Annotated in this window: 25 protein-coding genes; 9 read left to right on the top strand and 16 right to left on the bottom strand. The window is 59.0% G+C overall.

Features of this window, described 5'->3' with window-relative positions; translation table 11 throughout:
- On the top strand, positions 1-510 hold a 510-nt coding region (locus AWB69_RS49015), incomplete at its 5' end, for a hypothetical protein (RefSeq protein WP_197500451.1).
- Positions 511-594: 84 nt separating this feature from the next.
- On the opposite strand, the gene AWB69_RS41720 is transcribed toward AWB69_RS49015, so the two are convergent.
- From AWB69_RS41720 to AWB69_RS41710, 3 genes are all read right to left on the bottom strand, one after another.
- Positions 595-1,569, bottom strand: coding sequence for a VTT domain-containing protein (locus tag AWB69_RS41720; RefSeq protein WP_062092613.1), 975 nt, complete (start codon positions 1,567-1,569; stop codon positions 595-597).
- Positions 1,570-1,772: 203 nt separating this feature from the next.
- Positions 1,773-3,782, bottom strand: a complete 2,010-nt coding sequence (locus tag AWB69_RS41715; protein WP_062092617.1) for a bifunctional DedA family/phosphatase PAP2 family protein — start codon at positions 3,780-3,782, stop codon at positions 1,773-1,775.
- A gap of 335 nt (positions 3,783-4,117) precedes the next feature.
- Positions 4,118-4,711, bottom strand: coding sequence for a J domain-containing protein (locus AWB69_RS41710; protein WP_062092612.1), 594 nt, complete (start codon positions 4,709-4,711; stop codon positions 4,118-4,120).
- Positions 4,712-4,909: 198 nt separating this feature from the next.
- Here AWB69_RS41710 and AWB69_RS41705 point away from each other — a divergent pair, with 198 nt between their 5' ends.
- Positions 4,910-5,380 carry a DUF2934 domain-containing protein gene (locus AWB69_RS41705; protein WP_075644085.1) on the top strand — a complete coding sequence of 157 codons (471 nt, stop codon included), beginning with the start codon at positions 4,910-4,912 and terminating at the stop codon, positions 5,378-5,380.
- Positions 5,381-6,082: 702 nt separating this feature from the next.
- The gene (locus tag AWB69_RS41695) at positions 6,083-6,892 is read left to right on the top strand and encodes an H-NS histone family protein (RefSeq protein WP_231937416.1); all 810 of its coding nucleotides are present in this window, start codon (positions 6,083-6,085) and stop codon (positions 6,890-6,892) included.
- Positions 6,893-7,220: 328 nt separating this feature from the next.
- On the opposite strand, the gene AWB69_RS41690 is transcribed toward AWB69_RS41695, so the two are convergent.
- The 10 genes from AWB69_RS41690 to AWB69_RS41645 form a co-directional block, all read right to left on the bottom strand.
- The gene (locus tag AWB69_RS41690; protein WP_075644084.1) at positions 7,221-7,571 is read right to left on the bottom strand and encodes a hypothetical protein; all 351 of its coding nucleotides are present in this window, start codon (positions 7,569-7,571) and stop codon (positions 7,221-7,223) included.
- Positions 7,572-7,796: 225 nt separating this feature from the next.
- Complete coding sequence (locus tag AWB69_RS48400; protein WP_063978031.1) at positions 7,797-8,084, bottom strand: hypothetical protein; 288 nt, start codon at positions 8,082-8,084, stop codon at positions 7,797-7,799.
- Positions 8,085-8,199: 115 nt separating this feature from the next.
- Positions 8,200-9,261: a DMT family transporter gene (locus AWB69_RS41680; protein ID WP_062092607.1), complete on the bottom strand. Its 1,062-nt coding sequence runs from the start codon at positions 9,259-9,261 to the stop codon at positions 8,200-8,202.
- Positions 9,262-9,521: 260 nt separating this feature from the next.
- On the bottom strand, positions 9,522-9,767 hold the full coding sequence (locus AWB69_RS41675) for a copper-binding protein (RefSeq protein WP_156529167.1): 246 nt from the start codon (positions 9,765-9,767) through the stop codon (positions 9,522-9,524).
- A gap of 462 nt (positions 9,768-10,229) precedes the next feature.
- Positions 10,230-10,628, bottom strand: coding sequence for a hypothetical protein (locus AWB69_RS41670; protein WP_063978030.1), 399 nt, complete (start codon positions 10,626-10,628; stop codon positions 10,230-10,232).
- A gap of 292 nt (positions 10,629-10,920) precedes the next feature.
- The gene (locus AWB69_RS41665) at positions 10,921-11,571 is read right to left on the bottom strand and encodes a DUF2092 domain-containing protein (RefSeq protein WP_156529166.1); all 651 of its coding nucleotides are present in this window, start codon (positions 11,569-11,571) and stop codon (positions 10,921-10,923) included.
- A 9-nt stretch (positions 11,572-11,580) separates the two neighbouring features.
- A complete protein-coding gene (locus tag AWB69_RS41660; protein WP_082913822.1) occupies positions 11,581-12,555 on the bottom strand; it encodes a SphA family protein in 975 nt (324 codons plus the stop codon).
- 38 nt (positions 12,556-12,593) lie between these two features.
- Positions 12,594-13,046 (bottom strand): glycine zipper domain-containing protein, encoded by a 453-nt coding sequence (locus AWB69_RS41655; RefSeq protein ID WP_062092605.1) that lies wholly within the window; start codon positions 13,044-13,046, stop codon positions 12,594-12,596.
- A gap of 59 nt (positions 13,047-13,105) precedes the next feature.
- Entirely contained in the window at positions 13,106-14,476 is a 1,371-nt protein-coding gene (locus AWB69_RS41650) for a DUF1254 domain-containing protein (RefSeq protein WP_156529165.1), read from the bottom strand.
- Positions 14,477-14,527: 51 nt separating this feature from the next.
- Positions 14,528-15,442: a hypothetical protein gene (locus AWB69_RS41645; protein WP_231937415.1), complete on the bottom strand. Its 915-nt coding sequence runs from the start codon at positions 15,440-15,442 to the stop codon at positions 14,528-14,530.
- A gap of 614 nt (positions 15,443-16,056) precedes the next feature.
- Here AWB69_RS41645 and AWB69_RS41640 point away from each other — a divergent pair.
- From AWB69_RS41640 to aqpZ, 4 genes are all read left to right on the top strand, one after another.
- Positions 16,057-16,455: a helix-turn-helix domain-containing protein gene (locus tag AWB69_RS41640; RefSeq protein WP_062092603.1), complete on the top strand. Its 399-nt coding sequence runs from the start codon at positions 16,057-16,059 to the stop codon at positions 16,453-16,455.
- A 77-nt stretch (positions 16,456-16,532) separates the two neighbouring features.
- Positions 16,533-17,141 (top strand): copper-binding protein, encoded by a 609-nt coding sequence (locus tag AWB69_RS41635; protein ID WP_062092602.1) that lies wholly within the window; start codon positions 16,533-16,535, stop codon positions 17,139-17,141.
- Between the two features lie 104 nt (positions 17,142-17,245).
- Complete coding sequence (locus tag AWB69_RS41630) at positions 17,246-18,664, top strand: DUF2252 domain-containing protein (RefSeq protein WP_062092601.1); 1,419 nt, start codon at positions 17,246-17,248, stop codon at positions 18,662-18,664.
- 507 nt (positions 18,665-19,171) lie between these two features.
- Entirely contained in the window at positions 19,172-19,912 is a 741-nt protein-coding gene (aqpZ, locus tag AWB69_RS41625; protein ID WP_062092600.1) for an aquaporin Z, read from the top strand.
- Positions 19,913-20,076: 164 nt separating this feature from the next.
- Here aqpZ and AWB69_RS41620 read toward each other — a convergent pair whose 3' ends face one another.
- The 3 genes from AWB69_RS41620 to AWB69_RS41610 form a co-directional block, all read right to left on the bottom strand.
- Positions 20,077-20,280 carry a cold-shock protein gene (locus AWB69_RS41620; RefSeq protein ID WP_031362205.1) on the bottom strand — a complete coding sequence of 68 codons (204 nt, stop codon included), beginning with the start codon at positions 20,278-20,280 and terminating at the stop codon, positions 20,077-20,079.
- 956 nt (positions 20,281-21,236) lie between these two features.
- The gene (locus AWB69_RS41615; protein ID WP_062092599.1) at positions 21,237-21,491 is read right to left on the bottom strand and encodes a DUF6440 family protein; all 255 of its coding nucleotides are present in this window, start codon (positions 21,489-21,491) and stop codon (positions 21,237-21,239) included.
- Positions 21,492-21,711: 220 nt separating this feature from the next.
- A complete protein-coding gene (locus AWB69_RS41610) occupies positions 21,712-22,830 on the bottom strand; it encodes an aminotransferase class I/II-fold pyridoxal phosphate-dependent enzyme (protein ID WP_062092598.1) in 1,119 nt (372 codons plus the stop codon).
- Positions 22,831-23,012: 182 nt separating this feature from the next.
- On the opposite strand from AWB69_RS41610, the gene AWB69_RS41605 reads away from it, so the two are divergent.
- Together AWB69_RS41605 and AWB69_RS41600 are read left to right on the top strand one after the other, a co-directional pair.
- On the top strand, positions 23,013-23,906 hold the full coding sequence (locus AWB69_RS41605) for a LysR family transcriptional regulator ArgP (protein WP_062092597.1): 894 nt from the start codon (positions 23,013-23,015) through the stop codon (positions 23,904-23,906).
- Between the two features lie 123 nt (positions 23,907-24,029).
- On the top strand, positions 24,030-25,162 hold a 1,133-nt coding region (locus tag AWB69_RS41600), incomplete at its 3' end, for a dihydroxyacetone kinase subunit DhaK (protein ID WP_156529164.1).

Here is a 25,162-nt window from a genome sequence, read left to right as displayed (position 1 = left end):
CAAGCTCATAACGTTTTATTCTGGCCTGCTGCGAAGCCGGTCTTTAACGCCTTGCACACAAAAATACTGACAGTTCCGCATACCCGGCGATGTAGACAGCCCGCTGACGAAATCGCTTGCGCAGCAATTGGCCTGATCAAGCGGATCAAGCGAACCAATGGCGGCATGGTTCCGCAGTCTTTGCTAAAGAAAAAAATCGTAGCGCGTCCGACGACCAGGCGTCTCGCCACGCCCAGCCGCCGGCACGCCACCTCTCCCCTCGTTAACTATTTAATTCGCTTCGTTTCACTCGCCGGTTACACGCCTCCCTTGTTCTACCCCCGTCGCATCATCACCGGCGTCCCCGTGCTGAACTTCAGCGTCAGCTTGTCCCCGTCTGCACCTTTTCGAGTCCTGACCAAGGCAGCGCGAAAATTCGCGCGCGGCTTGGTCGTTTGTTTTATTCGCTTCGAGTGGCTCAGGACTTGTCTGCTCGAATCGTTAGACGCATTTAGCCACGAGATTTCGTGACGCGCATCCCCACTAAAGCAGGCATACGAATGTGTATGCCTGCTCAGGTAAGTCGCACACGAACGGGTCTAAGGGAGCGGCGGCCTAAGAACGCGCCATCGATGCATCGAACAGATTGAATGCCGGCGGCAGCGGCTCGACCGCATAACCGCGACGCACCCACTCGTCCAGGCCGCCGTACAAGATGCGAACGTTCACGACCTTTTTCCGCAGCAACTGCTTGCGAACCTTCCTGGCGGTCGCGTCGTTCGGATACATGCCGTACACAACAATATCGCTTGCCGAAAGATTCGCGTCCATGGTCTCCAGCGACTCGACGTCAAGCAGCAACGCCCCCGGGATTCGATATAAGTCGTCACGCCGGACCGACACCGGACGCGCATCGAGAATCAAGGGCGGCGTGCCTGAACGCATCATCCGGTAGAGCCGCTCGGGCGAGACGACCCTGCGGCTCAGCCACTTCCGGAAACGCCAGCGCAGCAGATATCGATACGTCAGGTAAAGAACGGCGGCGATAAACAGCACATCGAGTATGGATCCGCCGTGGGGTCTGAGCCAGGTCAGCAACAACGCAAGTTGCCGCTCGAACAACGCGCCGCCCAGCAGCCAGAAGGAAGCCCAGGCCACCGTGCCCAACGTGTCCCAGGCAACGAATACAACCGGCGCGATAAGCGTGGTGCCCATCAGCGGCGGCGTAATGAGCGCAAGGCCCGGAACAAACTTCGCCACCGCCACGATCGCCACGCCAAACCGTTCAAATAACGCACGCGTGGTGCGTATGCTTGCATCGAGCGATAACGACATACGCCCGAGAATATCGGTCAGGCGGCGGCCGTAAATGCGTCCTGCAGAAAACCACACCCCGTCGCCAAGCAACGCAGCGACCACCGCAGCACACAGCACGTGGGAGAAAACCAGATTCCCGCTGGCGATCGCCGACCCGGCGAAGACAAGCACGGGGATAGCCGGCAGCGGCACGCCCAGCCGCGTGGCCAGCACATTGGCGAAGACCGCTGCGCTTCCCCAATTCTCGATTGCCGACGGTGGAATCTGTATCAAGTACTCGTCTCCTGAAGCACTCGGCAACGCGCTGCCGCCGCTTGCGTTTCATGCTGCGTTTAAAGCTCATCGCTTCACACGTGCAGGATTGACATCATTTCACGGCTTCGTGACTCCTTGCCTACTGCTCCTTGCCTACTGCTCCTTGCCTACTGCTTCTTACCTACTGCTTCTTACCCACTACTCGTTACCCACTACTTCACTCATTGCCTCTCGGACGCCACCAGCGTCACGGGAATGCCCCCACAGCCTGCGCTTCTCGCCACCTCCAGGCCACTCCACGGCGATGCCTCCCCGTGGTCGGCAATCATTTGCTCGATCCGCTTGTCCGGGCGCAGCACATTAAACGGCCACGACGGCCGCAACAGCCGCTCGTGGACAAGGGAGCCGAGCCATATAGGTGTTGGCGGCTGTCCACCCCGATGTGCCACCGCATACTGCGTCGGCCAGAATCGCAAGACATCGCGTTCGTCCGCACTCGTGTGAGCACGCGTAAAAACCAGCACCGATGGTTCGCCATTGTTCAACCTCGGCAACACGGGAAGCGCGGTGGCCACCACATTGGGAGACACGAGAGACAAGACGCTACGCGCCGATAAACGCGTCCCTTCCGTCCATCCACGGCGCTCCAGTTGAGCGCGAATCTCCCCGGCTGTTGCGGCCCATTGAATGGTGATGGGTTCCAGCCGGTCGCCGTCCATGCTTGAGCGATAGCAAGAAAAGGTCCGCCACACGGTATCGGTCCATTGCAGAGGCGTCACCACGATAGCCGGCGGCGCCGCTTCGACCGCCATCGCGTCAAGGCTCGTCCTGAACTGCAGCGCGACGCTCGCGCATACGACCACCAGGACGGCGACGGGCATCATCGCGCGTGGCGCCGGTTTCGCGGGATATCGCCACACGGCGGTGAGCGCGACAAGAAAGACCCAGGTGGCGGCAAGTGCGGCGCCGCCAACGGCATCGGAGAAGGTGAAGCGGCCAAAATAAAGTCCCGAGAAGGCAATCGAAGCCAGCACGGCGATGGTTGCCATCGCGACGAATACTCGCGCCACCGCCCCCACCCGGCGCGCCAGTAAAAACGAGAGGAAGCCGTAGATCACGACACTGGCAGCTACGTGGTTGCTCGGGAACGCGCGCAGGCTGGACGCTACCGCGCCCGGAAGGGGACGCTGGATCGTGATCTGGATCGCCAGGATCAGCAGCTGGGAAAAGGCGACGGCGGTCAGCCAGTACGCAACCGTACGCCAGCGGCGTTCGAACACCATCCATACGACAACCAGCACCGTTAGCGCGGTCAGTGTCGGCACGCTGCCCAGCGTGGCGAGCACCGCCAGGACCGCGTCGCCCCATGACGACCGGACCGATTGCAGGAAGCGATAAACGGACACATCGACTTGAACCAGCGGGTCGCCATGCGAGACGCCGTGCAACGTGGAAAAGAACACGGTGGCCGAAGCCAGCAGCAGCACGGAGATGACCGCGATAAGCGCCGCGGCCTGGTGCTTCGGGTCCAGGATACCGAGGGCGATCCGGCCGGTCCTGCCGGGGTGATGACGCGCCCAACGCAGCAGGTTCCGGCGTGAAGAATCCGTCCAGGCCCTGGCGTGTGACACGAGAAGGCTCGTCAGCTTGAACGTCAGCCAGGTGACGGCGACCAGGATAGCCAGCACCGCGACGAGCCGGAAGGACACGGCGCCCGCCAGTTCGATCGATGCCCCGAAGACAACGCCGGGAAGGATGTGCACGGGCGCCCAGACGAGCGCCGAGATGATGTTGATGACCAGGAACCGGAACGGCCGCATTCCCATCATGCCCGCGACGACGGGAACGACCGCACGCAGCGGTGCAATGAAGCGCGCGAAGATCACGCTTTTTGCGCCGTGCGCCTCGAAGTAGCGTTGCCCCGCCGCCAGCATGCCGGGATGCGTGCGGAACGGCCATAACCTGGCGATGGTGTCCTTATGGCTGCAACCGAACCAGTAGCTGGCGGCGTCGCCTGCCACGGCGCCTGCGAGGGCACAGGCGAAGACCCAGCCGAGGTTGAGCGAACCGGTGCCGACCAGCGCGCCCGCCACGAACATGGCGGTGCTGCCCGGAACAAACGTGCCTATAAAAGCAATGGATTCAAAGAACGCGGCAAGCAATACGACCGTGAGAGCCCATGCAGGATGCCCCGACAGCAGATGCAGCAATTTGAAGTAGGCATGCTCCATCAGCATCTCCGGACCGTTCTTTCCTTTCAGCAGATTTTAAGACCAGATTTCAGGACTGTCCCCGCGAGGCTAGACGTGCCGTCGGATCTCGCTGCATCGTCTGCGTCGTGCTGGTTCTAATGGTCAGTATGTTCCTGCGACGCTGTTATTGGGTCGACGCGCTTCGGCAACCTCCTCTCGCGTGGGTGCGCGGCAAGTGTCGCGCGCTGAGTCATGACGAGCCAGCCGGGCGCAGGCAAATGCGTTCGCTAATAAAATTCGAGGGGGTTAGAGCATCCCTGGCGGCGCTTATTCAGGGAACGTAGCAAGACTGTGACCTGCCAGCGGGCAGGCGGTCAGGATCGCAGCACGTTCCAGAACGGCATCCAGATATCGGAGAACGAGCGCGCGCGGTCGGTGGGTGCCAGGTCCTCTTCTTGCTGCATGCCATGCGTCTCAGGAGCGATCTCCTCCGACTGCGCCGATGCAACCTCGGACTGCCTGGACACGTGCAGCGCAAGGGCGCTGTCGGCAATACGACACGCGAGGTCGTCGCTGCAATCGTGGGCGAGCAGCACGCCGCGGACGACGTCACGGTTATAGCCTTGCGTGGCGAAGCGCATCGCCAGCGCGACGCGGCTGGCATATTCCGCCTCCTCCGCAGCGCGCACTGCGGCCTCGCGTTCAGCCTGCTCCTGCTCCTCGTGTCGCCGCTGTTCCTCCTGACGCTTCATTTCTTCAGCAAAAACGGCGTCGTAGACCCGCCTTTGCGCGGGATCGGACAAAATTGCGTAAGCATGCCGAACGTCCAGGAACGCTGCCCGCGCGACATGCTCCTGACCCGCATTGCGGTCCGGATGCCAACGCATGACTGCCTTCCGGTAAGCCTGTTTTATCTCTTCGGCCGTCGCATCTTCCGAGACCGACAATGTCTCATACAAGGTTGTCATTGCCATACCTCAAACTTATCCGCGAGACATCCTAGCACGGGAAAAAAGACATTTTTATAGCGTGGCAAGATCTAACCGCGCGCCACGCCCAGATCAATCCTGAGCTCAACCGGCGCTCAGAATGCGGCCTCCGCCCTTGAACTTGCGGAGAGACGCTCCTGTAACATAAACGCTCGAATACGCGAAACGGTCAATGGAATGCAAAACCAATCCTTGGAAGAAAAGCTTCGTTTGCACGCATACCATCTATGGGAAGCGGACGGTCGTCCCGAAGGGCGCTCTATGGAGTATTGGGAAAAAGCACGCGCTTTGCTGGAGCAAGAGCTTACCGCTGCTTCGCCGCCCGATGAAGCAAACGAAGTGGATACGGCTACCGCGCAACCCGTAAAGAAGCCGGTCAAGGCAAAGTCAAAAACGACACCGGCTGGCAAGGACAGCGTCAAGACACCGAAGGCCAAGCCGAAAACTAACGCCAAGGTTGCACGCAAGACGGCGGCCAAGACGGCGGCCAAACCGAAGGCCGCCGCGACCGGCGCAGCGCCGAAAAAACCGAAGACCGCCGCTAAGGCTGCGGCCAAGCCGAAAGCAATCGCCGAAGCAGGTGAGAAACCCACTAAGAAACCAGCGGTCAAAGCTGCGGCAAAGGTTTCGAAGAACTCGAAGAAGTAGCCTCAAGGGTGCCGTGTTTTCGTTTTGGACGCCTGCTCCGGCTGAAAACGCGGGCTCATTTTTTATCGCCGGATAGTGCATCGGCGAGTAGACACTCTGTCCGTATTTTTGTGGAGTACCTATGCGAAGATTTCTCGCGGTCGTCTTGTTGAGCGCTGCGGCAAGCGCCGCCATTCCATCGGTGGCTGACGCACGGCCCCGGCAGGAATGCCGGCGCGTCTGGGTCCATGGTCATTACGTGCGGCGTTGCCGTCCGTTGCCGCCCAGACACCACCATCATCGCCCGCCGCCGCGGTACCGGCCGCCTCCTTACCGGTATTAAGGCGTCGCGGACGCGCTAACCGAGGGTGCGGCGGACCGGCAAGTAAGCGGGTAACCCTCATGCAATAGAGGCTTGCCGGTCAGACGGATCCAGGTCGTTAATCAACACCTCTCCGACCAAAGCATTTAGCCCCGCTCTTTGCTTTCGGCTTGTCCTTCCTGGCGATAATGGCGGCTCTTCTCTCTCGCTACCCGTGCGATCGAGCAGTCATTACCCTCGGCGTTGCGCAAAATTGCATCGATATCCTCTGCATTGAAGATACGGGCCTGCCCGTTGCCAGGATCATCCAACTGAATAGCGCAGTGGAGAGTCGCGAGATATGCACGCCGTCCATTTTGACTAAGCTTCAGCCGGAGTAGAACGATAGCTAAGCATCCGACATGCAAGCCGCAAAGCCGCGATTTTTGTCATCGATTGAAACAAACTGTATTAATAGACGCACGTCGTTAATACCAAAGCCTATTAGCCGCTTCCGAAATCAGAGAACGCATGGCATAGTGCGGGCAATCACTCTTAAGGAAACCAAAATGCCTACTCTGGAACAGATTCAAGCCAAGCTGAAAAAACTGCAGGCGCAAGCCGAAGCGTTGATCGCAAAACGAGCGCAATCCGTGCTCGACGAGATCCGCAAGCTAATGGAAAACCATGGACTGACCACCGCTGATATTGAAGCGCATTCATCCACGAAGAAGCCCCGCGGCCGGCCTGCCGGTTCAACGTCCAAAGCCAAGGCGCAGGTCAAGGCAAAAGGTGCAACAAAGCCAAAACTGCCTGCCAAGTATCGCAATCCGAAGACCGGTGAGACGTGGAGTGGCTGGGCTAGACCGCCACTCTGGATCAAGGACGTTAAAGACCGCACGAAATTCCTGATCGATAGCCACAGCGGCAGCAATACGGTCGTAGCAAGCGCGACAAAACCTGCAAGCAAGAAGGCAGCAAAGAAAGTAGGAGCCAAGAAAACGACGGCGAAAACGCTAAGCGCGAAGACGCCTGCCAAGAAGGCGTCGGCTAAGAGCGCGACGGTGGCAAGCGGCCCTGCGAAAAAGGCAACTGCAAAGAAAGGATCCGCGAAGCGCGCGTTGGCCAAGAAATCGCCTGCTGCGAAGAAATCCGCAACCGGCGCCGGCAAAACGGCTCCTGCAGCTAGTCAGGATTCAGCATCGGCGGTAGCGGCTATGCCTGCAATTTAACGAAAAGCCAAAGAGTCCCGCTTTAATAAACGAGGGGCTCGCCACGCGCAAGCGTCAGTGAATTGTTTGGCGCGTGGTTTCTCTCTGTCACCGCCAAGCCTGGAAAATTTGACCGGGCTGGCGAGATCGGAGGAGAAGCTTTACCGGAATCTTCGGCTTGTGGCTCGGCTTGTGCCGCTCCCTCTGCTCGTCGCAGTTCGGCGAACGCGCTTGAAGCATCCGAGCGCATCCGCCGAATACTTGATTACCGGGAAACCGTCCGGCAAACGGAACGCCTAAGCAGCCCTTTGGTCCAGCCCTTTGGTCAGGCTATTCAAGGCATTACGTCCTAACCACGGCCTCCGCCGTGGCCACCACCGTGGCCGCCCCCGTGACCGCCGCCCTGCCACTGCCCCCCGCCACCGCCGTGCCCGTAGCCGCCACCATGGCCCCAGCCGCCGTGATAGCCGCCTCCGTACCCGTGGTTCCAGCCATGCCAGTGGTTGTAGTAATGGCCGCCGTACCCGCCGCCGCCAACGTAGATACCGCCACCGTAGACAGCCGGATAACCGTAGTAATACGGCCCATAATCCGTTGCGTAAGAGTCCCCGTATCCGTCATATCCGTAGCCGTAACCCGGCGCGACGGCACAGCCGCCTAGGCACGCAACAAGTGCGAATAATGCAATTGGCTTAAGCATGTGATGGTCTCCCGTGCTTCTTAAGTAGGAGCGGAGGAACCTTGCTTAGTTCAAGCGCAATTGTGTCTCTGGATTACAGAGCGAAGCTCGTGGCGGAAGAAGATCCTCGGCTTGAAAGTCGCGGCGCTGCACCAAGTCGATGCAAACCAAAGACGCTCCAGCCGTCCGCCCAAACGCGACGACGCTACGCCAAGGACATCCAACGCTCGCTGGCATGGCCGCCTCTTACTGCACGTTCTTCGCAACACCCGTAGCACCGTTCGACGGCATCGCGCCCATGCCGGCGCTATTGTCCATTGCCGGGTTTTGCATATTGCCGGGCATGGAACTCCTCGGCGTGGCGACCGGATCGCCCCAATGCGTCATTCCAGCGGTTGCAGCGCTGTGCGCATTGCCGCCGCCCGAGCCACCGTTCCCGTTACCGCCGCCCTGCGCGAACGCTGCCGCCGAGCAACCGCACAAGAACGCAACCGACACGCCCGCCAGCACCGCTTTCCGCAATACCTTGCTCATGGTTTTTCTCCATTGGCGCGAGTGCAGGATTGCGTCGCGTCAAGGCTATATACGGAGTCGGTGGGACGCTGGATGCATGGCAGACCGAATTGAAGATGAAGAAATCCGCCGCCGCTTAATGAACGTGCCGATGATGAATATCCGGGAAATGTCCATGCGTATGCGTGATCGGCAAATGTTGATGCGGATGCGGATGCGGTTCGTCGCCATCCCATTTGAAGTCGTGTGTGTGCTGGTGATGCTCGTCATGCCGATGCCGATGGTTGTGCTCCATCAACACATGCGTATGCGCGTGCTCGTGACGCTCGCGAATATGCAGCCACACGCCGAGCACCATCAACGCGGCCGCCACCCAAAACAACGGACCCGGGATATCCGGCCACAAGATCAATGACAGCGTCACGCCGAACAGCGGCGCGACTGAAAAATACGCGCCGGTGCGCGCGGTGCCCAGGTTGCGCAACGCGACGACAAACAGAACCAGGCTGACACCGTATCCGGCCAGACCGGTGAGCATGGCTGCTCCCGTCCTGACCAAACCGGGAAGATGCGCGCCGAGCAAAAGGGCGATACAAAGATTCACCGATCCGGCGATCAGTCCCTTCAGACAGGCAATGACCATGGCGTCGTTCGTCGACACTTTTCGCGTCAGGTTGTTATCTATCGCCCAGCAAACGCAGGCGGCAGCGACCAGCAGTGCGCCAACGGATATGCCGGACGTGCCCGGTTGCCATGACAGCGCCATGCCGCCGGCGACTATTGCCACCATACCGAGAAAGATCTGCGCGTCCACGTTCTCACGAAATACGACCCACGCGATGACCGCCGTAAACACGCCCTCAAGATTCAGCAAGAGGGAGCTCGTCGCGGCTGGCGTGGTGCTCAAGCCGAACATCAGCAGCACCGGGCCCGCTATACCACCTGCGGCAATTGCGCCAAACAACCAAGGCACTTCAGCCATCTGAATCCGGCTTTCGTTAGCACGCTCTTTATCGGAACGCCTGACGCGCTGGAAGGCAATCGCAACAGCCAGGCCAACGCCGCTGCCTAGATAGAACAAGCCGGCGACCATGAAAGACGACAGGGTGCCAAGCAGCGTCTTGGCTAGCGGGGTGGTCGCGCCAAAGAGGGCGGCAGCGAGAAGCGCCGTGAACGCAGCGTTGTAGCGTACAGACATGGATGTTCCCGACTCTGGAATTACCTTCGATTCTAAAGAAGGTCATGGAGCTTCGCCCGCAGGGTTCTCGCGCGTCAATCCCGAACGCGAAAACCTTGCGCAACTAATTAGCGTGACTGGCGCCAAGTGTAAATACATCAGATCATTGTGTCATTTTTCCCCTTGTGATCGACAGGCGGCGCGTGACCTGCGCAGCCTGTCAGACACCCTCACGGCACGGCTAAAACCATGCGCGCGCGGCAACCTGGCCCGCCATGAAGCTAGCGCTTTTGTATTGTCAGAATGGTCATGGTGCCGGCCACTTTCTCAACGCGTACCTTCACTTTATCCCCCTCGTGGCCCTGCTTTAGCATCGCAGCATCCCTCGCTTTGAACGCCATCATCATTGGCGACATACCCACGTTTTCCGGCGAGCCGTGTTTAAGCGTAACCATGCCGGACACCGGATCGACCTTCCTGATCTCCGCGTCAGTCAAAGCAGATTTTGATGCCGCCGCCGGGCTCATTGCGACGGGACTCTCTTCATTCCGGCCATATCGTCAGCAACAGCAGATTGCTGAACGGCGAATGCACCGAGCGCCGTACCCATTGCCAACGCGGCACAAGTCCGACGCTTAATTTCAGATAAAGCCCTAAGTTAATGGATGATTCTTAGCGTTAGGGCACCAAGCGCGCTAAGCCTTTAATAGCGATTGAGCGACGGAAGCGGCGACTGCATATTGCGTTGTTTACGAGCGCGCTTAGCCGCCTTGCGCAGCGACGCATGGCAGTCAGATGTCCGCCAGGTCATGCGCGACGATCGGAATAATCCGTACTTGCGGGCGGTTAGCCTTGCCGCAGAGACGCCCACGTTGATCGCGCGATTTCAGGTGAGTCCAGTGTCTCTGTGTCAGGTAACTGGATAACAACCTCGTGCAGATGGCTGCCAGGCTGGCGCACGGGGCCGTGCCCGGCTGGAAGACATACGCTCATGCACACTCCCGGTCACGCTCCTGGTGACGCGCACGAAGCGCATGAAGATGGACTTTCGCACGCTCGGCCGCAACCAGTTCTCGCTTGCCTTTCAAGGTCGCGCTTTTGAACCGGGGGTCGCCCATCGCAACGACATACTTGTCCCACCGATACTTCTGATAGCGGCGGAAAAAATCCGGCCCGGGCAGGCCGTTATCGCATGCCAGCAGCACACCGTAGTCAATATCGGGGCTATCGTTGAGTTCTCGCAGAGCGGCATCGAGCACCTCGTATCGCCGGGTCAGCGGAACCGTGCGCGCAAACAGGACATGGAAACGTTTGTACGGCAATACCGTACTTTGCAATGCGGCCCGTTCGAGTGCTCGGATGACAAGGGGCAGTGGATTCGGGTCCATACGAGTCTCCGGTTGAACAACATGTATCGCCACTCGCGGCCGGTCTGAACGTAAATTGCGTTCCGCTCCGGTCCGCGCGATTGAGGTAAAAATTGACGTGTGTCTCCTGGTCCACGATCACACCGTCTTTATTCAGCGGAGAAATTCAACGACCTGTCGGGGGATCGGGCCGAACTGTGTTTGCATGGACGAGCGAATATCCGGTCCGGCATGTCACTGGTTATTTCCGATCCAAAAAATCGCCCTTTGCGCTAGCGTCCTGCGACTGAGCATGATCGATCTGATCAGCGTGCTAACCACGAAAAGCATCGTAGTACGCACGATCAGGAATGACCCTTTCCACTCCGCCCAAAAACTGATCCGAAAGAGGCAGGTCCAACCGGCTATCCACACGCTCCAGCCCGATGAAAAGCGCCGATGTCAACGTAACGTCATCCACCTTGCCGTTGCCCCAGTAGAACAAATCGGCAAGCGGGGTATCGATGTTGTATGTCGTCGATAACTCGCGAACCAACTCGTCAACCGTGGCCGGCGCAGGATTCTTCGAGTAGTAACCCTGCGACGTATTGAAAATGGTGAATGTCCTGCCGTCGTAGATCAGCCCCTTGGGGTCCCGGCTTCCTGTGATAATCGCTCTCAGGCGATTCGGCCGTTCCACCTTCAGGTCTGTTTCATGAAGAAACGCCACGTTCTGTCCACTGTCGAGCACGGCGTCGGTAGCAGATGTTGCGGTCACATCGAAGCGGCTCAGCGAACGCAGATAACGCCCCATGGACGACAACGCGTCGATAGCCTGCTGCTGGCGCTCTGGTTGCGCAGCGGCCGCCGATGTGGCCGCTGCAGCGCTCGCGAGCTCGGGGCTTGTTTGCGCGAATGCATTGACCGCGCTGATGCCTAGCGCGATAAGCACACTGCGTATGGGTCGGTGATAGTGTCGTGGCACGTCGCCCCCTTATTGAAAAGTGGCGCTGATTGAAAGTTCGACCGCGTTTCCCTTCGGGCGGTTACGCACTGCAAATTCATTGACCCATCGCAACGACGCCGAAACGGGCGTGCTGCTCAGCTTCCCTGACCAGGTCGCCATCGGACCGATCCCGAGGGAGTGGCCGCTGCTGCCTCCCGTCACGTCGGCGAGACCACCGGTGTCGTCGCCTAGCTGCTGAATCCAGCCGCCGACCACACCCACGCCCCATCCTCCCGTGAAGCGCTTGAGCGCAAGCAGGTCGAGCACGCTGATCGGGGCGTTGTGATAGTGCGTCTCGTTGTTGGTGGTATAGAACTCGACGCCGTAGTTCGCTAACAGCTCGACGTTGTGCTCGGGCAGGAGCTTCGTGTACGCAACAGTCGGGATGAATGTCCACGTGTTCTGTCCGGCGTTGGCAAGACGGCTGGTACTGTAAGCGCCGGTGGGTGCGTACATCTGGACGCTCAACGCGATATGGTCGGTCTTGGTCAGGTGATAGCCGGCCACGACCGGGGTAAAGTAAATATCGGCGAATTGCGTGGCCTTATCGTTGGGCAGCCGGCCATTGAACGACGACACCGACGTGTATTGAAACGGCACACCGAAAGACGAAGCGAAGTTCCATCCCCCGGCTGTAATGCCCCACGTCTTGACCGCGTTGAGGATGGTGTACGAGACGTGGAAATTGAGTCCGGAGGTCACCGTTCCTGCGATCGGGATGGATTTGCTCTTCCCGAGCGATCCCTCGTAATAGATGGTCGAGACGGAAAATATCCAGTCCGAGGTAGGCGGCACGATACCGGCATAAGGCGCGATCTGCTCGCCTGTTATCGGGCGCCCGATACCGCCTTCAGTCCCGCGGGCGACGGCTGGAATACCGAGCACGACGGTGGCGAACGCGACTGCCGTCAGCTCCCTGCACCCGTTTTTTCGCGCACCGGCCCGCTTGTTGCACGTGTCCATACTGGCTCCTTCATTCATTGGATTTCGTAGCCTGCGTTTCACTGGACGGTGTAACCGCGCCCTTGCATGCACACGCCATACGCGCGCCAGTACGTATTCATCTCGGCCTGCTGGCTGGCCTGTGCGTTCTGCGCTTGAGCGGCGTGTTGCCGGCGGCTCCGAACGCCGCCGGCCAATGCACCCGCGGTCGCACCGACGGCCGCGCCGTGTCCCGGATCGTTGTGGTTGACATCGCCAATGAGAGCGCCGGCAGCCGCCCCGCGCGCCGCGCCGCCCACTCGCGCGCCCGTGGGTCCCTGCGGCGGCGGTGGAGTGCCGGCAACGACCGCTGGATCAATGCCGGTGTTTTGCTTGGCCCAGGCGTAGCAAGCGCCGTCATCCTGCGACTGCTTGCTGGCGCTTTGCCCGTGTGCCGGATAGACCGCGGGCTTGGCTGCAAACGCGGCGCTAGTGGACAGTGCAAGCGTCGCCGCCAGAAGAAGTGTTTTCATGGCAACCTCGATATCGATTAGTAAGACTTATTTTTCAACGATTTCATATCGATTCGATGTCACCCTCCTCCCACTTTGGTCGGTTTCACGAGATGCCACGTCCCGTCAAGCACCTCGGCGTTCGGCCCGTAAATGCGCATGATCAGCGTGTAGGCACCCGTCGGCGCCGGCAGCCAGTTCGTTTCTTTCTCCTTGCCCGGTGACTCATGCTGGACATAAAGATCGAGAGAACCATCGGCGCCATACTTCAGGTGTTTCGTCCGGTCACCGATCGAATAGCGATCAATTGGATTGGCGACGAGATGGCGCCCAGGAAGGTCATACAGCGTCATTGACCAGAAGAATTTGGCGGGCGGCAGGTCTTTCTTGTCGAAGTGGAGGACATACGGCTGAGCACCTACGAGTTGCTGCTTGTCCGCATCAACGCGATACCCGACATACACCGCTTCCTGCTTCGTATTGCCGTAAATGCCCATTCCTGCGGCGACCGCGCGCGTCATGTAGTCGCTCTTCAGGTCGTCTCGCGAACCGAACAGGCCAAAGGAGTTGGTCGTCGACTTTTCGGCCGCTGCCAACGCCTGTTTGCCGTCGGCCACACCGCGTTCCAACGCGTCACGGGTTGCCGGGTCAAGCTTGGTCACGTCGAATGGCTTGCCGGGCGCAATCCCTATCTTCGCGAAACGCTGCATCTGTTCCGTCTCGGACGGATTGGTCGGCTGCGTGAATTGCAGCATGAAATTCAGGTAGCCAATGAAGTCGACCGATGTTGCCTTGGCTTCATCCCACGCGGGAAAGCTCGCGTTCTCGACCGCGGGCGGCGGCGTGGTGTGTTCAAAGCTGGACAGCGGCGTCAGCTTGTACTGATTCTGTATGCGAACAACGTGCGAGACATCTGAGGGACCATTGAGCGCGGTACGGCCGAGCGTCAGGATGAGATCGGTTTCCGACTTGAAGACCTTGCCGATACCGGGCGGCGTCTGGCCATTCCAGTTGGGACCGGCCAACATATAGTGACCGGCGCCGTTGCCGGTTGCGCGCGATCCGACGTAGGCGAAGTTGTAGGTGAACAGGTCGATCCACTGGAATACGTAGTAACGGTCGTCGGGAACCTGAGGCACCGTCAACACCCACGGTTCGCGGCGCAGGTCCAGCCACGCCCACGAATACGGTGTGTCGTTGTTGGGCGTGACTATTTCCTTGTTCTCCGGCCCATATAGTTGCGAATAGTGCCGAAATTTCCCGAAACCGCCGACGTACGCCTTGTTGCTCCGGTCTTGCGTCTGCTGGTAGAGCGTCTTGTAGTTGAACAGCATGGGGTACGCATAGATGAATGCGTCCTTGGCGATAGCCTCTGTTTCCTGCGGCGTCACACCGCCCGGTTCCTGCTGTGCATTCACGGACGACATGCCTGCCACTGCGAGCGCATCCATTAGTATTCCGAATTTAATGATGGATTTAAATCTCATTTTTGACATCGTCCGTTATTTGCCGAAAGTCATGTTCAAGCCAGCGAAAATAGTGAATTGCGGGACACCCCGCCCTGAATGAGCCACCGAATACTGCGGTTCGATATACGCGTTGTAGATGGTTGACCCGCTCTTCCAGGCCTTGCCGCCACCCAGGCCGACCGGAATGTAGTAGGTCCCGTGCTGGAGGTCGAATGTCCAGATGCCGGTCGAACGCACATACCAGCCGCCCGGCAAGTTAAAGATGCCGAAAGGCTGGGCTGTCAGCGACTGTACGGTTGGCCGGCTATCTTGCCCGGCGAACGAGTGTTGCCACTGGACCAGCGCGCCCAGCAATCGCGCCTTGGTCGCACTGACCGCGACCGCGGCAAGACCGGCTTGCCATTTGCCCGTCCCCAGGCTTGGGTCGGTTGCCGTGGGCAGGGTGATCAACGGTCCGACGCCAATCTGAACGCCCTCCTGGGAGAGCAGGAAAATATCGAAAAGGTTGATATCTCCCAATCCCGTGTTGTATCCGCCCGTGGGATCGGGGCGTGTGCTGACAGGCACCGTTACGCGAAAGATCTGCGGCACGCCTATCAGCCCGTTGGGCCCGATTGGAATAGTCGGACGAAGCAATAAATCATTCGTTTGCGAATTCGTACCAAATACGCTGGGTGTGTAGTAATTTTGAATATTTAATGACGCAGCAAGATTCAGCGGATTATTGCTTTTATTAGCTTCGTCCGCGGCGCTCTGCGCAAATGCCACGTCTGCCGAAACAGCCATAATCAAGCCCGGCAAGCATTTACGAACGAGTTTCCTCGTACAGCTGCTCATGATTTTCCTGATGTTGATTTGGCAGGACATAGATATCCCTCCGGCGTTAATCAAATAACGCTTTTCGGGCACGCGAGCATAGCCCTCCGGCTTACCGGAAGAGACTTTCAAATGCGGCTTAGATCGATTTTCCGCGAGATACCAATACGGAAGGACGATATGATTTAATCAGACTGCCTGGAACGAGAAATAGCCATACGTTAGTCCTCTCAGAGACATAACAGGCGCACGCATGCCCCGTGCGGGTCTGCTTTGCGCAGTGCGTCCGCAGAATTACATTTGTTACGGATGCTAGCAAACGTTTTAGCGTTTGCCAATATTATTTTGTAACTGGTAAAGCCTAATTCAATCGGAAGATACGTTTCGAAAAATGTTGCCAAACATTAGTAACGACTGTCTCGATCAAACCGCGTCATAGACAAAATTTTACGAAATTGCAAGCAAGAAATTTTACATGGGATCGGCCCCAAATCTCGAGAAAACAGATATTGGTTAAAAAATAAGCTTCGGAGGATTTATTCCACTGGTTTCGGGAACAGTGCAATTAACTGATTTAATAATTATCGGCCGCGCAATGCACCCGAATATTCACATTTTTTTGAAATTCGAAACGGAGCACTTGAGTGTTTCAGATTTGAAATCCGACCGCCCTGGCGAGTCGGCGCTAAAAAACAAGCGGCGACGGACTGCCGTGCATTCCTGATGATATGAGGACGAGTGCACAGATGCTTTCTCAGCCCGAGAACCTTCCCAGCGTCGTACGTCGCCTGGGACAGATGCTGCTCGACGGGGCGTCGGTAGATGACGTTGCCGAGCAGCTCCACCTGTCCCAGGCGACGGTGAAACGCTACAAGGCCCTGGTTGACGCAGGAGGCCTGGATGCGTTGAAACAGTTGGGCGTAGGCGGGCGTTCCTCCGTGCTCGATCAACGGGCCCTTGAATGGATATCCGCGGCGCTGCATGGCTCAGCCAAGGATCATGGCTTCGACAGCGAGGCATGGACCAACGCGCGGCTGCGAGCACTGATTGAGTCCAGGTATGGCGTTCGTTATTCGCGCGTGTACATCTGGCAGATAGCGACCAACCTCGGACTTGGCCATTTGCTGTCCAAGTCGCGGAGATAGACCTCGGCTTCACTACCCCGGGCGATTAGCGGCCCTCCACATCCATCACTCGCTTGACGAACAAAAAGGAACCCCTGATGACTCGCAAATACGCGTCGCTGGTTTTCAGCGCCAACATGCTCAAGGCGGCAGTTGTTGTTTCCGCCCTCTTCACCGCTCCGGCGTTTTCGCAGGATGCAGCCTCGGGCGCAGGTCCGGGCGGCGTGGGTGGCGCCGCCATCGCGGAGGTCGAGGCGCGCGTGGTCGGCATCGACACCTCATCGAATAGTGTCGCATTGCGAGGATCAAGCGGGAGAGTTGTCCAAATCGCGGTCAATCCCGAGGTCGGCGATGTCGGCAAACTGCAGATTGGCGATACCGTCCACATCAAGTATGAAAACGCCGTGCTGATCCGCGCAACCAAGGTCGCGTCGAACGGCATTCGCGAGCGCGTTGATGAAACGGCCACCATCCCCGCGTCGGGCGGATCGACCGCGACCGCGCGCTGGGTGCAAGTTCTCGCAACGGTCCAGAAGGTCGACCCGGCGAGGCGAACCATTACGATTCGTGGCCCGAACAAAACAGAAACGCTCCAGGCGGGTCCCGACGTTTCGCTGAAGGGAATAAAAGCCGGCGACAGTGTGCATGCCGAATTTATTGAAGCGACGGCAGTATTAGTGACACGCAATGGCGCTCCAATAAAGTAAGCCGGTCCACGTGCGCGGGCATCCACGCAAACGATCGGTTCGAAAACGATTCGTGATGCGACCGCGCCGACCTGGCGTGTCCGGTGCGTGACATGGGAGGGTAGATGACGACTGAAAACAAGACAGCGTCGCGTATGGCAGCGGGCAAGGCGCACCGCGAGCAGATGACCCGCTCCGCGCACGCCAGGATCGGGACAATAGACCGCGATCCGATCGAACTGCTCGAGCGAAACAGCCAGGGACGCGTTGAGCGGCTGATCCCGCTCAGATATGGACGGATGATGGCGTCGCCTTTCACGTTCTACAGGGGAAGCGCGATCCTGCAGGCTCACGACCTTGGCAGGATATCGAATACGGGCCTCGTGCTGCCTATATGCGGCGACGCGCATTTGATGAACTTTGGCGGCTTCGCGACGCCGGAGCGCCAGCTTGTATTCGACCTGAACGATTTCGATGAAGTCGCGCTCGGCCCTTGGGAATGGGATATCAAGCGACTGGCCGCGAGCTTCATGGTGGCCGCGCGGCACATGCGTTTAAGCCGCCTGACGGGCGAAAACCTGATCGAATCCCTGGTGACGCAATACCAGACCCGCATGCAGGAATACGCGCGATACAGTGCGCTGGAGCTCTGGTACGAGCGCATTACGTTCGACCGGATGCTCGAGACCGCCGTGACGCCGGAGCGCAGGCGCACGTTGCGCAAGGGAATGGAAAAGGCCGCTAGCCGCACCCACGACAGCATGCTCGACAAGGTAGCCGAATTTAACAACGAGACCGGGAGCTGGACCCTGCGTGACATGCCGCCGGGCATGTTTCACGTGCACGGCGGCAACACGCTGTTCGAACCCAACGATGACTGGATCAAGCTCGGAAACTGGCAAGCGTTGATCAAGGGCATGTTTGCGCAGTATGTGAAAACGCTTAGCCACGACCGGCGCGCGCTGCTCAAGCATTTCACGGCTCAGGATCTGGCCTTCAAGGTGGTGGGCGTCGGCAGCGTCGGGACTCGCTGCCTGGTTCTGTTGATGATCGACGAACTGGGGAAACCCATGTTCCTTCAGATCAAGGAGGCACGGCCGTCGGTGATCGAGCAGTACTTCGATGCCGAACGGCTGAACCATGCGGGCGAACGCGTCGTACGCGGCCAGCGGGTGATGCAGGCAGCCAGCGACATCTTCCTCGGCTGGGCGACGGGACCATCGGGACGCCATTTCTATTTCCGGCAACTGCGGGACATGAAGCTGTCCGCGAACATCGAATTATTCGATATCGACGTGCTGGAGGGTTACGCCCGGCTGTGCGGCTGGATACTGGCGCGCGCCCATGCAAAAGCCAGCGGCAAGGCCGTTGAGATCAGCGCCTATCTGGGCCAGGGTGCTCAGTTCGCCGAAGCGCTGGTCGCCTATTCGAAGGACTACGCGGATCAGGTTGAACGCGATTTCGAGCTATTTACGCAAGCCGTCCGGACCGGCCGGATAGTCGCCCGGACAGACGAAGACATGGCTGCGGACTTTCATGTTTGATTGCCTGGAACGGGCGACTTCAGCCCGTACTTCAAGGAAGCCTTATGCACGTTCGATCATGCCCGTGACAGATATTCTGACGAAAGTTTTCCACGCACATGCTGCTGATACGGACGCTTATTCAGCAACTGGACCGCAGATTTTAATCCGCGTAGTCACTAACTCGTTGCATGCGGATGACATCGATTTTTAAAATCTTTGACCTACACTGGATTCGTGTCCGAATCACTTACTCCAGGCGCGTTTTTGTCATGCAACAAAGCGATGCTATAGATGCACTGCACCATGGATTTTCAAGGGCAAGCCGTCCGCGTCCACCGTAGCGCATATGCCGGTTAAGCGGGTAGGTAAGCCTTGTCTCCCAACGCCGGTCAGACACATGACCCCAATGTTGAAACTCGAACAGGATCGGCTCTAAAAAAATCAAGCACTTCATTTAGCGCAATGTCAGTTAGCGCGGTCTGGCCACTTCGTATTGAACCCGTTACCAATCTTGGATGGCACATCATGCGATTACAACAACGTCTTGCTGCGGAAATGTTTGGCACGTTTTGGCTGGTTCTTGGCGGTTGTGGGAGCGCAGTTCTCGCAGCTAAATTTCCCGGTACCGGAATTGGATTTGCAGGCGTGGCATTCGCGTTCGGATTAACCGTCCTGACCATGGCTTACGCGCTCGGGCATATATCGGGTTGCCACTTGAATCCGGCGGTCAGCGTCGGCCTCGCCGTTGCGGGCCGGTTTCCTGTCCGGGACCTGGGACCCTATATTGTTGCGCAAGTAGTAGGCGCGATCATTGGCGCATTCGTGCTGTACCTGATCGCGTCCGGCGTACCCGGATTCGACGCAGCCGCGAGTGGATTTGCATCGAATGGATACGGTGCGCGTTCACCCGGCGGTTATTCGTTGACTGCCGCGCTGATCTGCGAAATCGTGATGACGTTCTTCTTCCTGATGGTCATTCTCGGTTCGACCGACGGACGCGCCATCTCCGGTTTCGCACCACTCGCCATCGGGCTTTGCCTGACGCTGATTCACCTGATATCCATCCCGGTGACGAATACGTCGGTCAATCCCGCACGCTCGACCGGACCGGCGCTGTTCGCCGGCGGCGCTGCGTTGGGACAACTCTGGCTTTTCTGGGTCGCGCCGATCATTGGAGCCTGTATTGCGGGCGCCTTATATCCGCGGCTCTTTCCCGAGAAGGTCGCGGCGGTCGCCCCGGCCCCCATGGCTATCGACGCACCTTGACGCTGCTGGCGAAAGGGTTGACGCGAGACCTGCTGCGGAGCTGCTGTGTGGCCGCCGGTGCGCCTCGCGCCCTGCAACGGCGCTTGGCTCTGCCGCCCCAAAAAAACGAATGGCCCGCCTAGGCGGGCCATTCGGTTCACGCAATCAAGCCGTGCTGTAACGAATTACAGCGGCTGGATGTTCGATGCTTGCAGACCCTTGGGGCCTTGCTTCGCTTCGTAGCTTACTTTCTGGTTTTCCTGCAGTGTCTTGAAGCCTTCCGAGCGGATCTCAGAGAAATGCGCGAAGAGGTCATCGCCACCGCCGTCCGGCGTGATGAAGCCAAAACCCTTCGCATCATTAAACCACTTCACAATACCTGTTGCCATTTGCTGATTTTCCTAGAAGAGACGTAATTCCGTTTGGTAGCGCCACCAGCCGTCTATCGGCCAAGCGTTGCTGCCTCCTTTTACCACGCGAAAATGACAGTCGGCAATTGGATTCTGCCCGATGTTTCAAAAACAAAGCTCCAAAAACCGTCGCGTACGGAGTGCTGTGACGCTTGACGCTGACCATCCGGAAGATCAGATAATAAATAAACATTTGGTAAGACAAAGGAAAAAGTCTATTTTTCGCGATCATTGAGGCTTCTGCGCGCATCAATCAATGAAAAAATGGGCGGATATCAGCGTTTACAGCCGGATGCCTGTTTTGGAGGCACTGTCATGAACGGGCCGATTTCGCACACAGAACGACTTTGTTAGCAAAAAGGCATGAGTGTGTTGCGGTTTGCACAAACGGCCGGCGGCGGAACCCCTTCGCGGTGGGCGCGTGGCAGGCAGATGCGGTCCGGGTATCGGCTCGTTGGCGGCATATGGCGATACCGTTGCTGGCGATCACGGTGATATATCGCATTTCAGCGCGTGTATCAGGGCTGGCGCGCTCGGGTTGACTGGTTAGTGCGCCGCGCCTGTTTTTCGCCATGAAATGAACACTGCGAGCGAATTAGGTACCGATCCCTGTGTAACGCCATGAAATGGCGCCGTACGCCGCTATCGGTCGACCGCCTGACGCCGGAGGGCATTGAGATGGAGCGGGCGCTCAGAAGACCGGGAACGCCGTCGTGATCGTATGCGTGCCGGTTTTCCACCAATGCCCGGTCGCGGGGATCGGTACGACCGTTGGCGGAATAACGAGCATCCTTAGCGGTGCAGGAGGGACGTCCAGGCGATTGGACGCCCGTCCCGGGGAGCGTACAGATGTAACTGGCCGATGAGTTCTGCGCCTGGCTTCCACTGCGGCGTACCGTCCCTGACCGCACGAACTGCGCAGGGCCGGGCAGCCGCTATTGCTGACCGCGTTTTGGCGCATTGCAGTCGGGCGTGCCGTTACTTTTCAGCATCGGCGTGATGCCCCGGTTTTCGGCGATCAGGTACCGGCAACCGGTTTCGTGATCCGTTTCCACCTGAATGTTGATGTCCTCGGTCGTTTCGCGAGTGAATCGCGACGAGTAGGCATTGGTGGCCTGCCTTGATTCCGCGCCCGCAGCGTATGCGCTGCATCCAACCGATGTTGCCAACAAAACAAGTAACCACTTCATCTTTTTGCACTCCGTGAGTCTCAGCGATATCGCACCTTAGTGTACGGGTGTATCGCGAAGGGTACCGTGCCGGGGCGAACCGGCACGAGCATCCCTGCTCAACTCGGGCGCAAATCGTCCCCGCTCACAACACGGGAAAGAGCCGGGGAGCCAACCTGGCCAGCGCGACGAAACCACCGCTGATCGCTCTTTGAACCCTGCATTGATCCTTTCGGTTGCCCTACTTCGAGCCGTGCTCGCGCAAATAGTTGCCGAATATCTGCAGGACCTCGGGCATGTTTCGGCGGCCAAAACCAATCCGGAAATGCTCGTTGCCGTACTCAAGCAACGTGCTGGGCAACAGAAGCACGCCGGTTCGCTCGAGGACTTCGGCGCAGAAACGCTCTGCACCTCCGCCCTTCAGCCGAGGGAAAGCGACTGTCCCCGCCGACGGCCGCCGCCACTCCATGATCTCGTGATGACGCGCGAAGAAGGTATCGAGGATGGCGAGGTTATTTCTGACAATCGACGTATTGCGTTCAATCAACGTACCGGTGTGACGCAGCGCAATGCCCGCGAGATACTCGCTGGGCGCGCTATTGCAGATGGTCAGGTAGTCCTTGAACGTGCTCATGGCCGCGAGCACATCGCGATCCCGGGTTGCGACCCAGCCAACCCGCAGTCCCGCCAAACCATGCGACTTCGATAAAGCCCCAAGCGATATCGCCTTCTCATAGGCATCGCATGCAGCGGGCAAACGCGCTGCGGGATCATGCTCCAGCCCTCGATAAACCTCGTCGCTGAAAAGCCATAGACCGTGTCGCCTGGCGAATTCGACGATAGCGTCAAACCGCTCGCGCTCAGGCAGATAACCCGTCGGATTGTGCGGTGCGCAGATGAGCAACGCTTTCGTTTCCGGCCGGAGGAGTTTCGCCAGCTCGTCGGGATCCAGGGCCCAATGCTCTGATTCGCATGCAAGCCACGGCGAAACCGAAACACCCGCCGCTTCGGCGATTGAGTAGTGCGACTGATAACCGGGCATGTGGACGATCATGTGATCGCCTGGCTTGAGCATCGAGTGCACGAAAGAGAAGATCGCTTCCTGAGCGCCCGTATGGACGATCAGGTTGTCCATATCAATTGATTCGTACAACGTTGCAATTTCTTGCCGAAGTTCAGGCGCGCCGGGATATTCGGTGTAGCCCAGGCGGAGGCGGCCAAGACCTTCCATGGAACCGGGCTCGAATGCAAGCAGCTCCGCAATCGACATGGATTCCGGGTCGGAGCTGCACAGCAGATAGCGTGCAGTGAATTCGTGAACAGCGAAATAACGCTCGAGTTGAAACGGCGATGGGGTCATGGTTTTTCCAGAAAAGGTGGCTGTCTTTGCAGCGGGTAGCGAGGCGCGCACGTGCGGCAGCCGAAGCCCCAGTCCGGGTCCGGCAAAAACGGCCGGTGGACGGGCGCTATCAACAGGCGTAGTCTGCCTTTCGTCAACGCTTAACAGAAGCTAACTTTCCTAATGCGAGTTAAATTTTACTAATGCTGGACTACGCCTTGCTCGATGCACTTGGAGCGGTGGTACGCCTCGGCTCGTTCGATCGCGCCGCCCGGGAACTCAACGTCACGCCATCGGCCGTGTCCCAGCGGGTGAAGCTGCTGGAGGAGAGGGTCGGAAGCGTGCTGGTCAAGCGCGGTCAGCCGTGTATTGCCACGCCTCCCGGAGCGCTGCTTTGCCGTCATATAGAACGCGTGCAGCGTCTCGAAACAGAACTGGGCGGACAAATGCCGACCTTGCCGGGAATGCTCGCAGGAAAGTGGCCGACGTTTCGCATGGCGGTCAATGACGACAGCGTAGGCACCTGGTTCATCGACGCCATCGCAAGCTTCTGCGCCGAACGGGAAATGCTGCTCGACCTGGTTATCGAAGATCAGGAATATACGGCGCAGCAACTCCGCGACGGCAGCGTGCAAGGGGCGGTCACCACGCAGGCCGAGCCGGTGCAGGGATGCCGCTCGACCAAGCTGGGGCGCATGCGCTACCTGCCCGTTTGCTCACCGGCGTACTTTGACCGGCACTTCAGCGCAGGGGTCACGCGCGACGCGCTGCGCCATGCGCCGCGCGTCGACTTCAGTCCGAAAGACCAGATGCAGAAGCGCTTCATGCGGCGAATCACGCGCGCGGATCTCGATCCGCCAAGGCATCTGATTCCGCATGTAGCGGGTTATCTGCGCGCGTGCCTGTCCGGGATGGCCTGGGGCATGTGTCCCACGCAGATGATCGGGCCGGCGCTCGCATCCGGCGAGCTGGTTGAACTCGTGCCGGGTACGCATATCGACGTCGATCTGTATTGGCAAAGCTGGCGGTTGTCCATCAGCTGGCTCGATGACTTCAGGGCTATGCTCCAGCAACGCGCAGCCGAGTTCCTCGACTGACTGCGCGACTGACAAGCGCGATTGACAACGCAAAAGCGCGATGCAGTCAGGCCATCTATCATGTCTCCCAACCGCGAGGGGCTCGCGCCGAAGAGCCGGTGGTTTCCAAGAAGGATGGCTGACATGAAAAAGCTCATCAACGACGTCTCCGGGGTCGTGCCCGACATGCTCGACGGACTCGCCGCACTCAACCCGGGCTTGTCGTTGCTGCAGGGCAGCACGATCATCGTGCGCGCCGATGCCGAGGCGGCAGCAGCGCGCGGCGAAGTGGCCGTGATCTCGGGCGGCGGCTCGGGGCACGAACCCGCTCACGGTGGATACGTGGGTCCCGGCATGCTCAGCGCGGCCGTGGCCGGCGAGGTCTTCACGTCGCCCTCGACCGATGCCGTCCTCGATGCCATTCGCGCCGTGGCCGGTCCTGCGGGCGTCCTTCTGATCGTCAAGAACTACACGGGCGACCGCTTCAATTTCGGCCTTGCTGCGGAGATCGCGCGGGCTGAGGGCATTGCGGTGGAAATGATGATCGTCGCCGACGACGTCGCCCTGTCGGCACACGGCGAACACGCCGGCCGGCGCGGTCTTGCAGGAACCGTGTTCGTGCACAAGATAGCGGGCGCGGCTGCCGCCGAGGGGCGGCCGCTTGGCGAAGTAGCGCAGATTGCACGCGATACGGCGGCGTCGCTTGGCACCATGGGCGTGGCCCTTACGCCGTGCACGGTGCCGGCGGCAGGAAAGCCGGGTTTCGAACTTGCCGACGATGAAATCGAATGGGGTCTCGGCATTCACGGTGAGCCCGGCGTGGAACGCGGGGCACTCGAACCGGCGGGGCAGATTGTCGGACGCCTGCTCGCGAAGATCATCGACGATCTTGCGTTGAAGCCCGATGACCACGTCGCGCTACTCGTGAACAATCTGGGCGGCACACCATCGAGCGAACTGAGCATTGTTGCGGGATCGGCGCTGCGCTACCTGCGCGAACATATGCTTGCAGTAGAGCGTGCGTGGTCGGGCACGTTCCTGAGCGCACTGGAGATGGCCGGCATTTCCCTCACGTTATTGCGCGTGGACGATCAACGGCTCGTATGGCTCGACGCGGCTGCGCAGACCACGGCATGGCCCACGTTGAGCGGCCGCGTTGCGCAGGCATCGGTCAAGCCTGCACCTGTTGCGCCGGTCACGACTAGTCCATTGAACCGGATGAATCGCACCGGATGCGGCGCTTGGGGTTGGCGTACTTCCATTTCAACGGTTCGGCT

The sequence above is a fragment of the Caballeronia udeis genome (assembly GCF_001544555.2).
GTDB lineage: Bacteria > Pseudomonadota > Gammaproteobacteria > Burkholderiales > Burkholderiaceae > Caballeronia > Caballeronia udeis.
Note: the sequence above shows the minus strand (reverse complement) of the source record. Positions and strands in the feature narration are given on the sequence as shown.

Bases quoted from the DNA above. Each gene is read 5' to 3' on its own strand.
- AWB69_RS41640 (WP_062092603.1), top strand. From the start codon at position 16,057: ATGCTTTCTCAGCCCGAGAACCTTCCCAGCGTCGTACGTCGCCTGGGA.
- AWB69_RS41705 (WP_075644085.1), top strand. From the start codon at position 4,910: ATGCAAAACCAATCCTTGGAAGAAAAGCTTCGTTTGCACGCATACCAT.
- AWB69_RS41610 (WP_062092598.1), bottom strand. From the start codon at position 22,830: ATGACCCCATCGCCGTTTCAACTCGAGCGTTATTTCGCTGTTCACGAA.
- AWB69_RS41630 (WP_062092601.1), top strand. From the start codon at position 17,246: ATGACGACTGAAAACAAGACAGCGTCGCGTATGGCAGCGGGCAAGGCG.
- AWB69_RS41615 (WP_062092599.1), bottom strand. From the start codon at position 21,491: ATGAAGTGGTTACTTGTTTTGTTGGCAACATCGGTTGGATGCAGCGCA.
- AWB69_RS41620 (WP_031362205.1), bottom strand. From the start codon at position 20,280: ATGGCAACAGGTATTGTGAAGTGGTTTAATGATGCGAAGGGTTTTGGC.
- AWB69_RS41690 (WP_075644084.1), bottom strand. From the start codon at position 7,571: ATGCTTAAGCCAATTGCATTATTCGCACTTGTTGCGTGCCTAGGCGGC.
- AWB69_RS41655 (WP_062092605.1), bottom strand. From the start codon at position 13,046: ATGAAAACACTTCTTCTGGCGGCGACGCTTGCACTGTCCACTAGCGCC.
- AWB69_RS41695 (WP_231937416.1), top strand. From the start codon at position 6,083: ATGCAAGCCGCAAAGCCGCGATTTTTGTCATCGATTGAAACAAACTGT.
- AWB69_RS48400 (WP_063978031.1), bottom strand. From the start codon at position 8,084: ATGAGCAAGGTATTGCGGAAAGCGGTGCTGGCGGGCGTGTCGGTTGCG.
- AWB69_RS41660 (WP_082913822.1), bottom strand. From the start codon at position 12,555: ATGGACACGTGCAACAAGCGGGCCGGTGCGCGAAAAAACGGGTGCAGG.
- aqpZ (WP_062092600.1), top strand. From the start codon at position 19,172: ATGCGATTACAACAACGTCTTGCTGCGGAAATGTTTGGCACGTTTTGG.
- AWB69_RS41710 (WP_062092612.1), bottom strand. From the start codon at position 4,711: ATGACAACCTTGTATGAGACATTGTCGGTCTCGGAAGATGCGACGGCC.
- AWB69_RS41605 (WP_062092597.1), top strand. From the start codon at position 23,013: ATGCTGGACTACGCCTTGCTCGATGCACTTGGAGCGGTGGTACGCCTC.
- AWB69_RS41680 (WP_062092607.1), bottom strand. From the start codon at position 9,261: ATGTCTGTACGCTACAACGCTGCGTTCACGGCGCTTCTCGCTGCCGCC.
- AWB69_RS41650 (WP_156529165.1), bottom strand. From the start codon at position 14,476: ATGGATGCGCTCGCAGTGGCAGGCATGTCGTCCGTGAATGCACAGCAG.
- AWB69_RS41635 (WP_062092602.1), top strand. From the start codon at position 16,533: ATGACTCGCAAATACGCGTCGCTGGTTTTCAGCGCCAACATGCTCAAG.
- AWB69_RS41675 (WP_156529167.1), bottom strand. From the start codon at position 9,767: ATGAGCCCGGCGGCGGCATCAAAATCTGCTTTGACTGACGCGGAGATC.
- AWB69_RS41715 (WP_062092617.1), bottom strand. From the start codon at position 3,782: ATGGAGCATGCCTACTTCAAATTGCTGCATCTGCTGTCGGGGCATCCT.
- AWB69_RS41670 (WP_063978030.1), bottom strand. From the start codon at position 10,628: ATGGACCCGAATCCACTGCCCCTTGTCATCCGAGCACTCGAACGGGCC.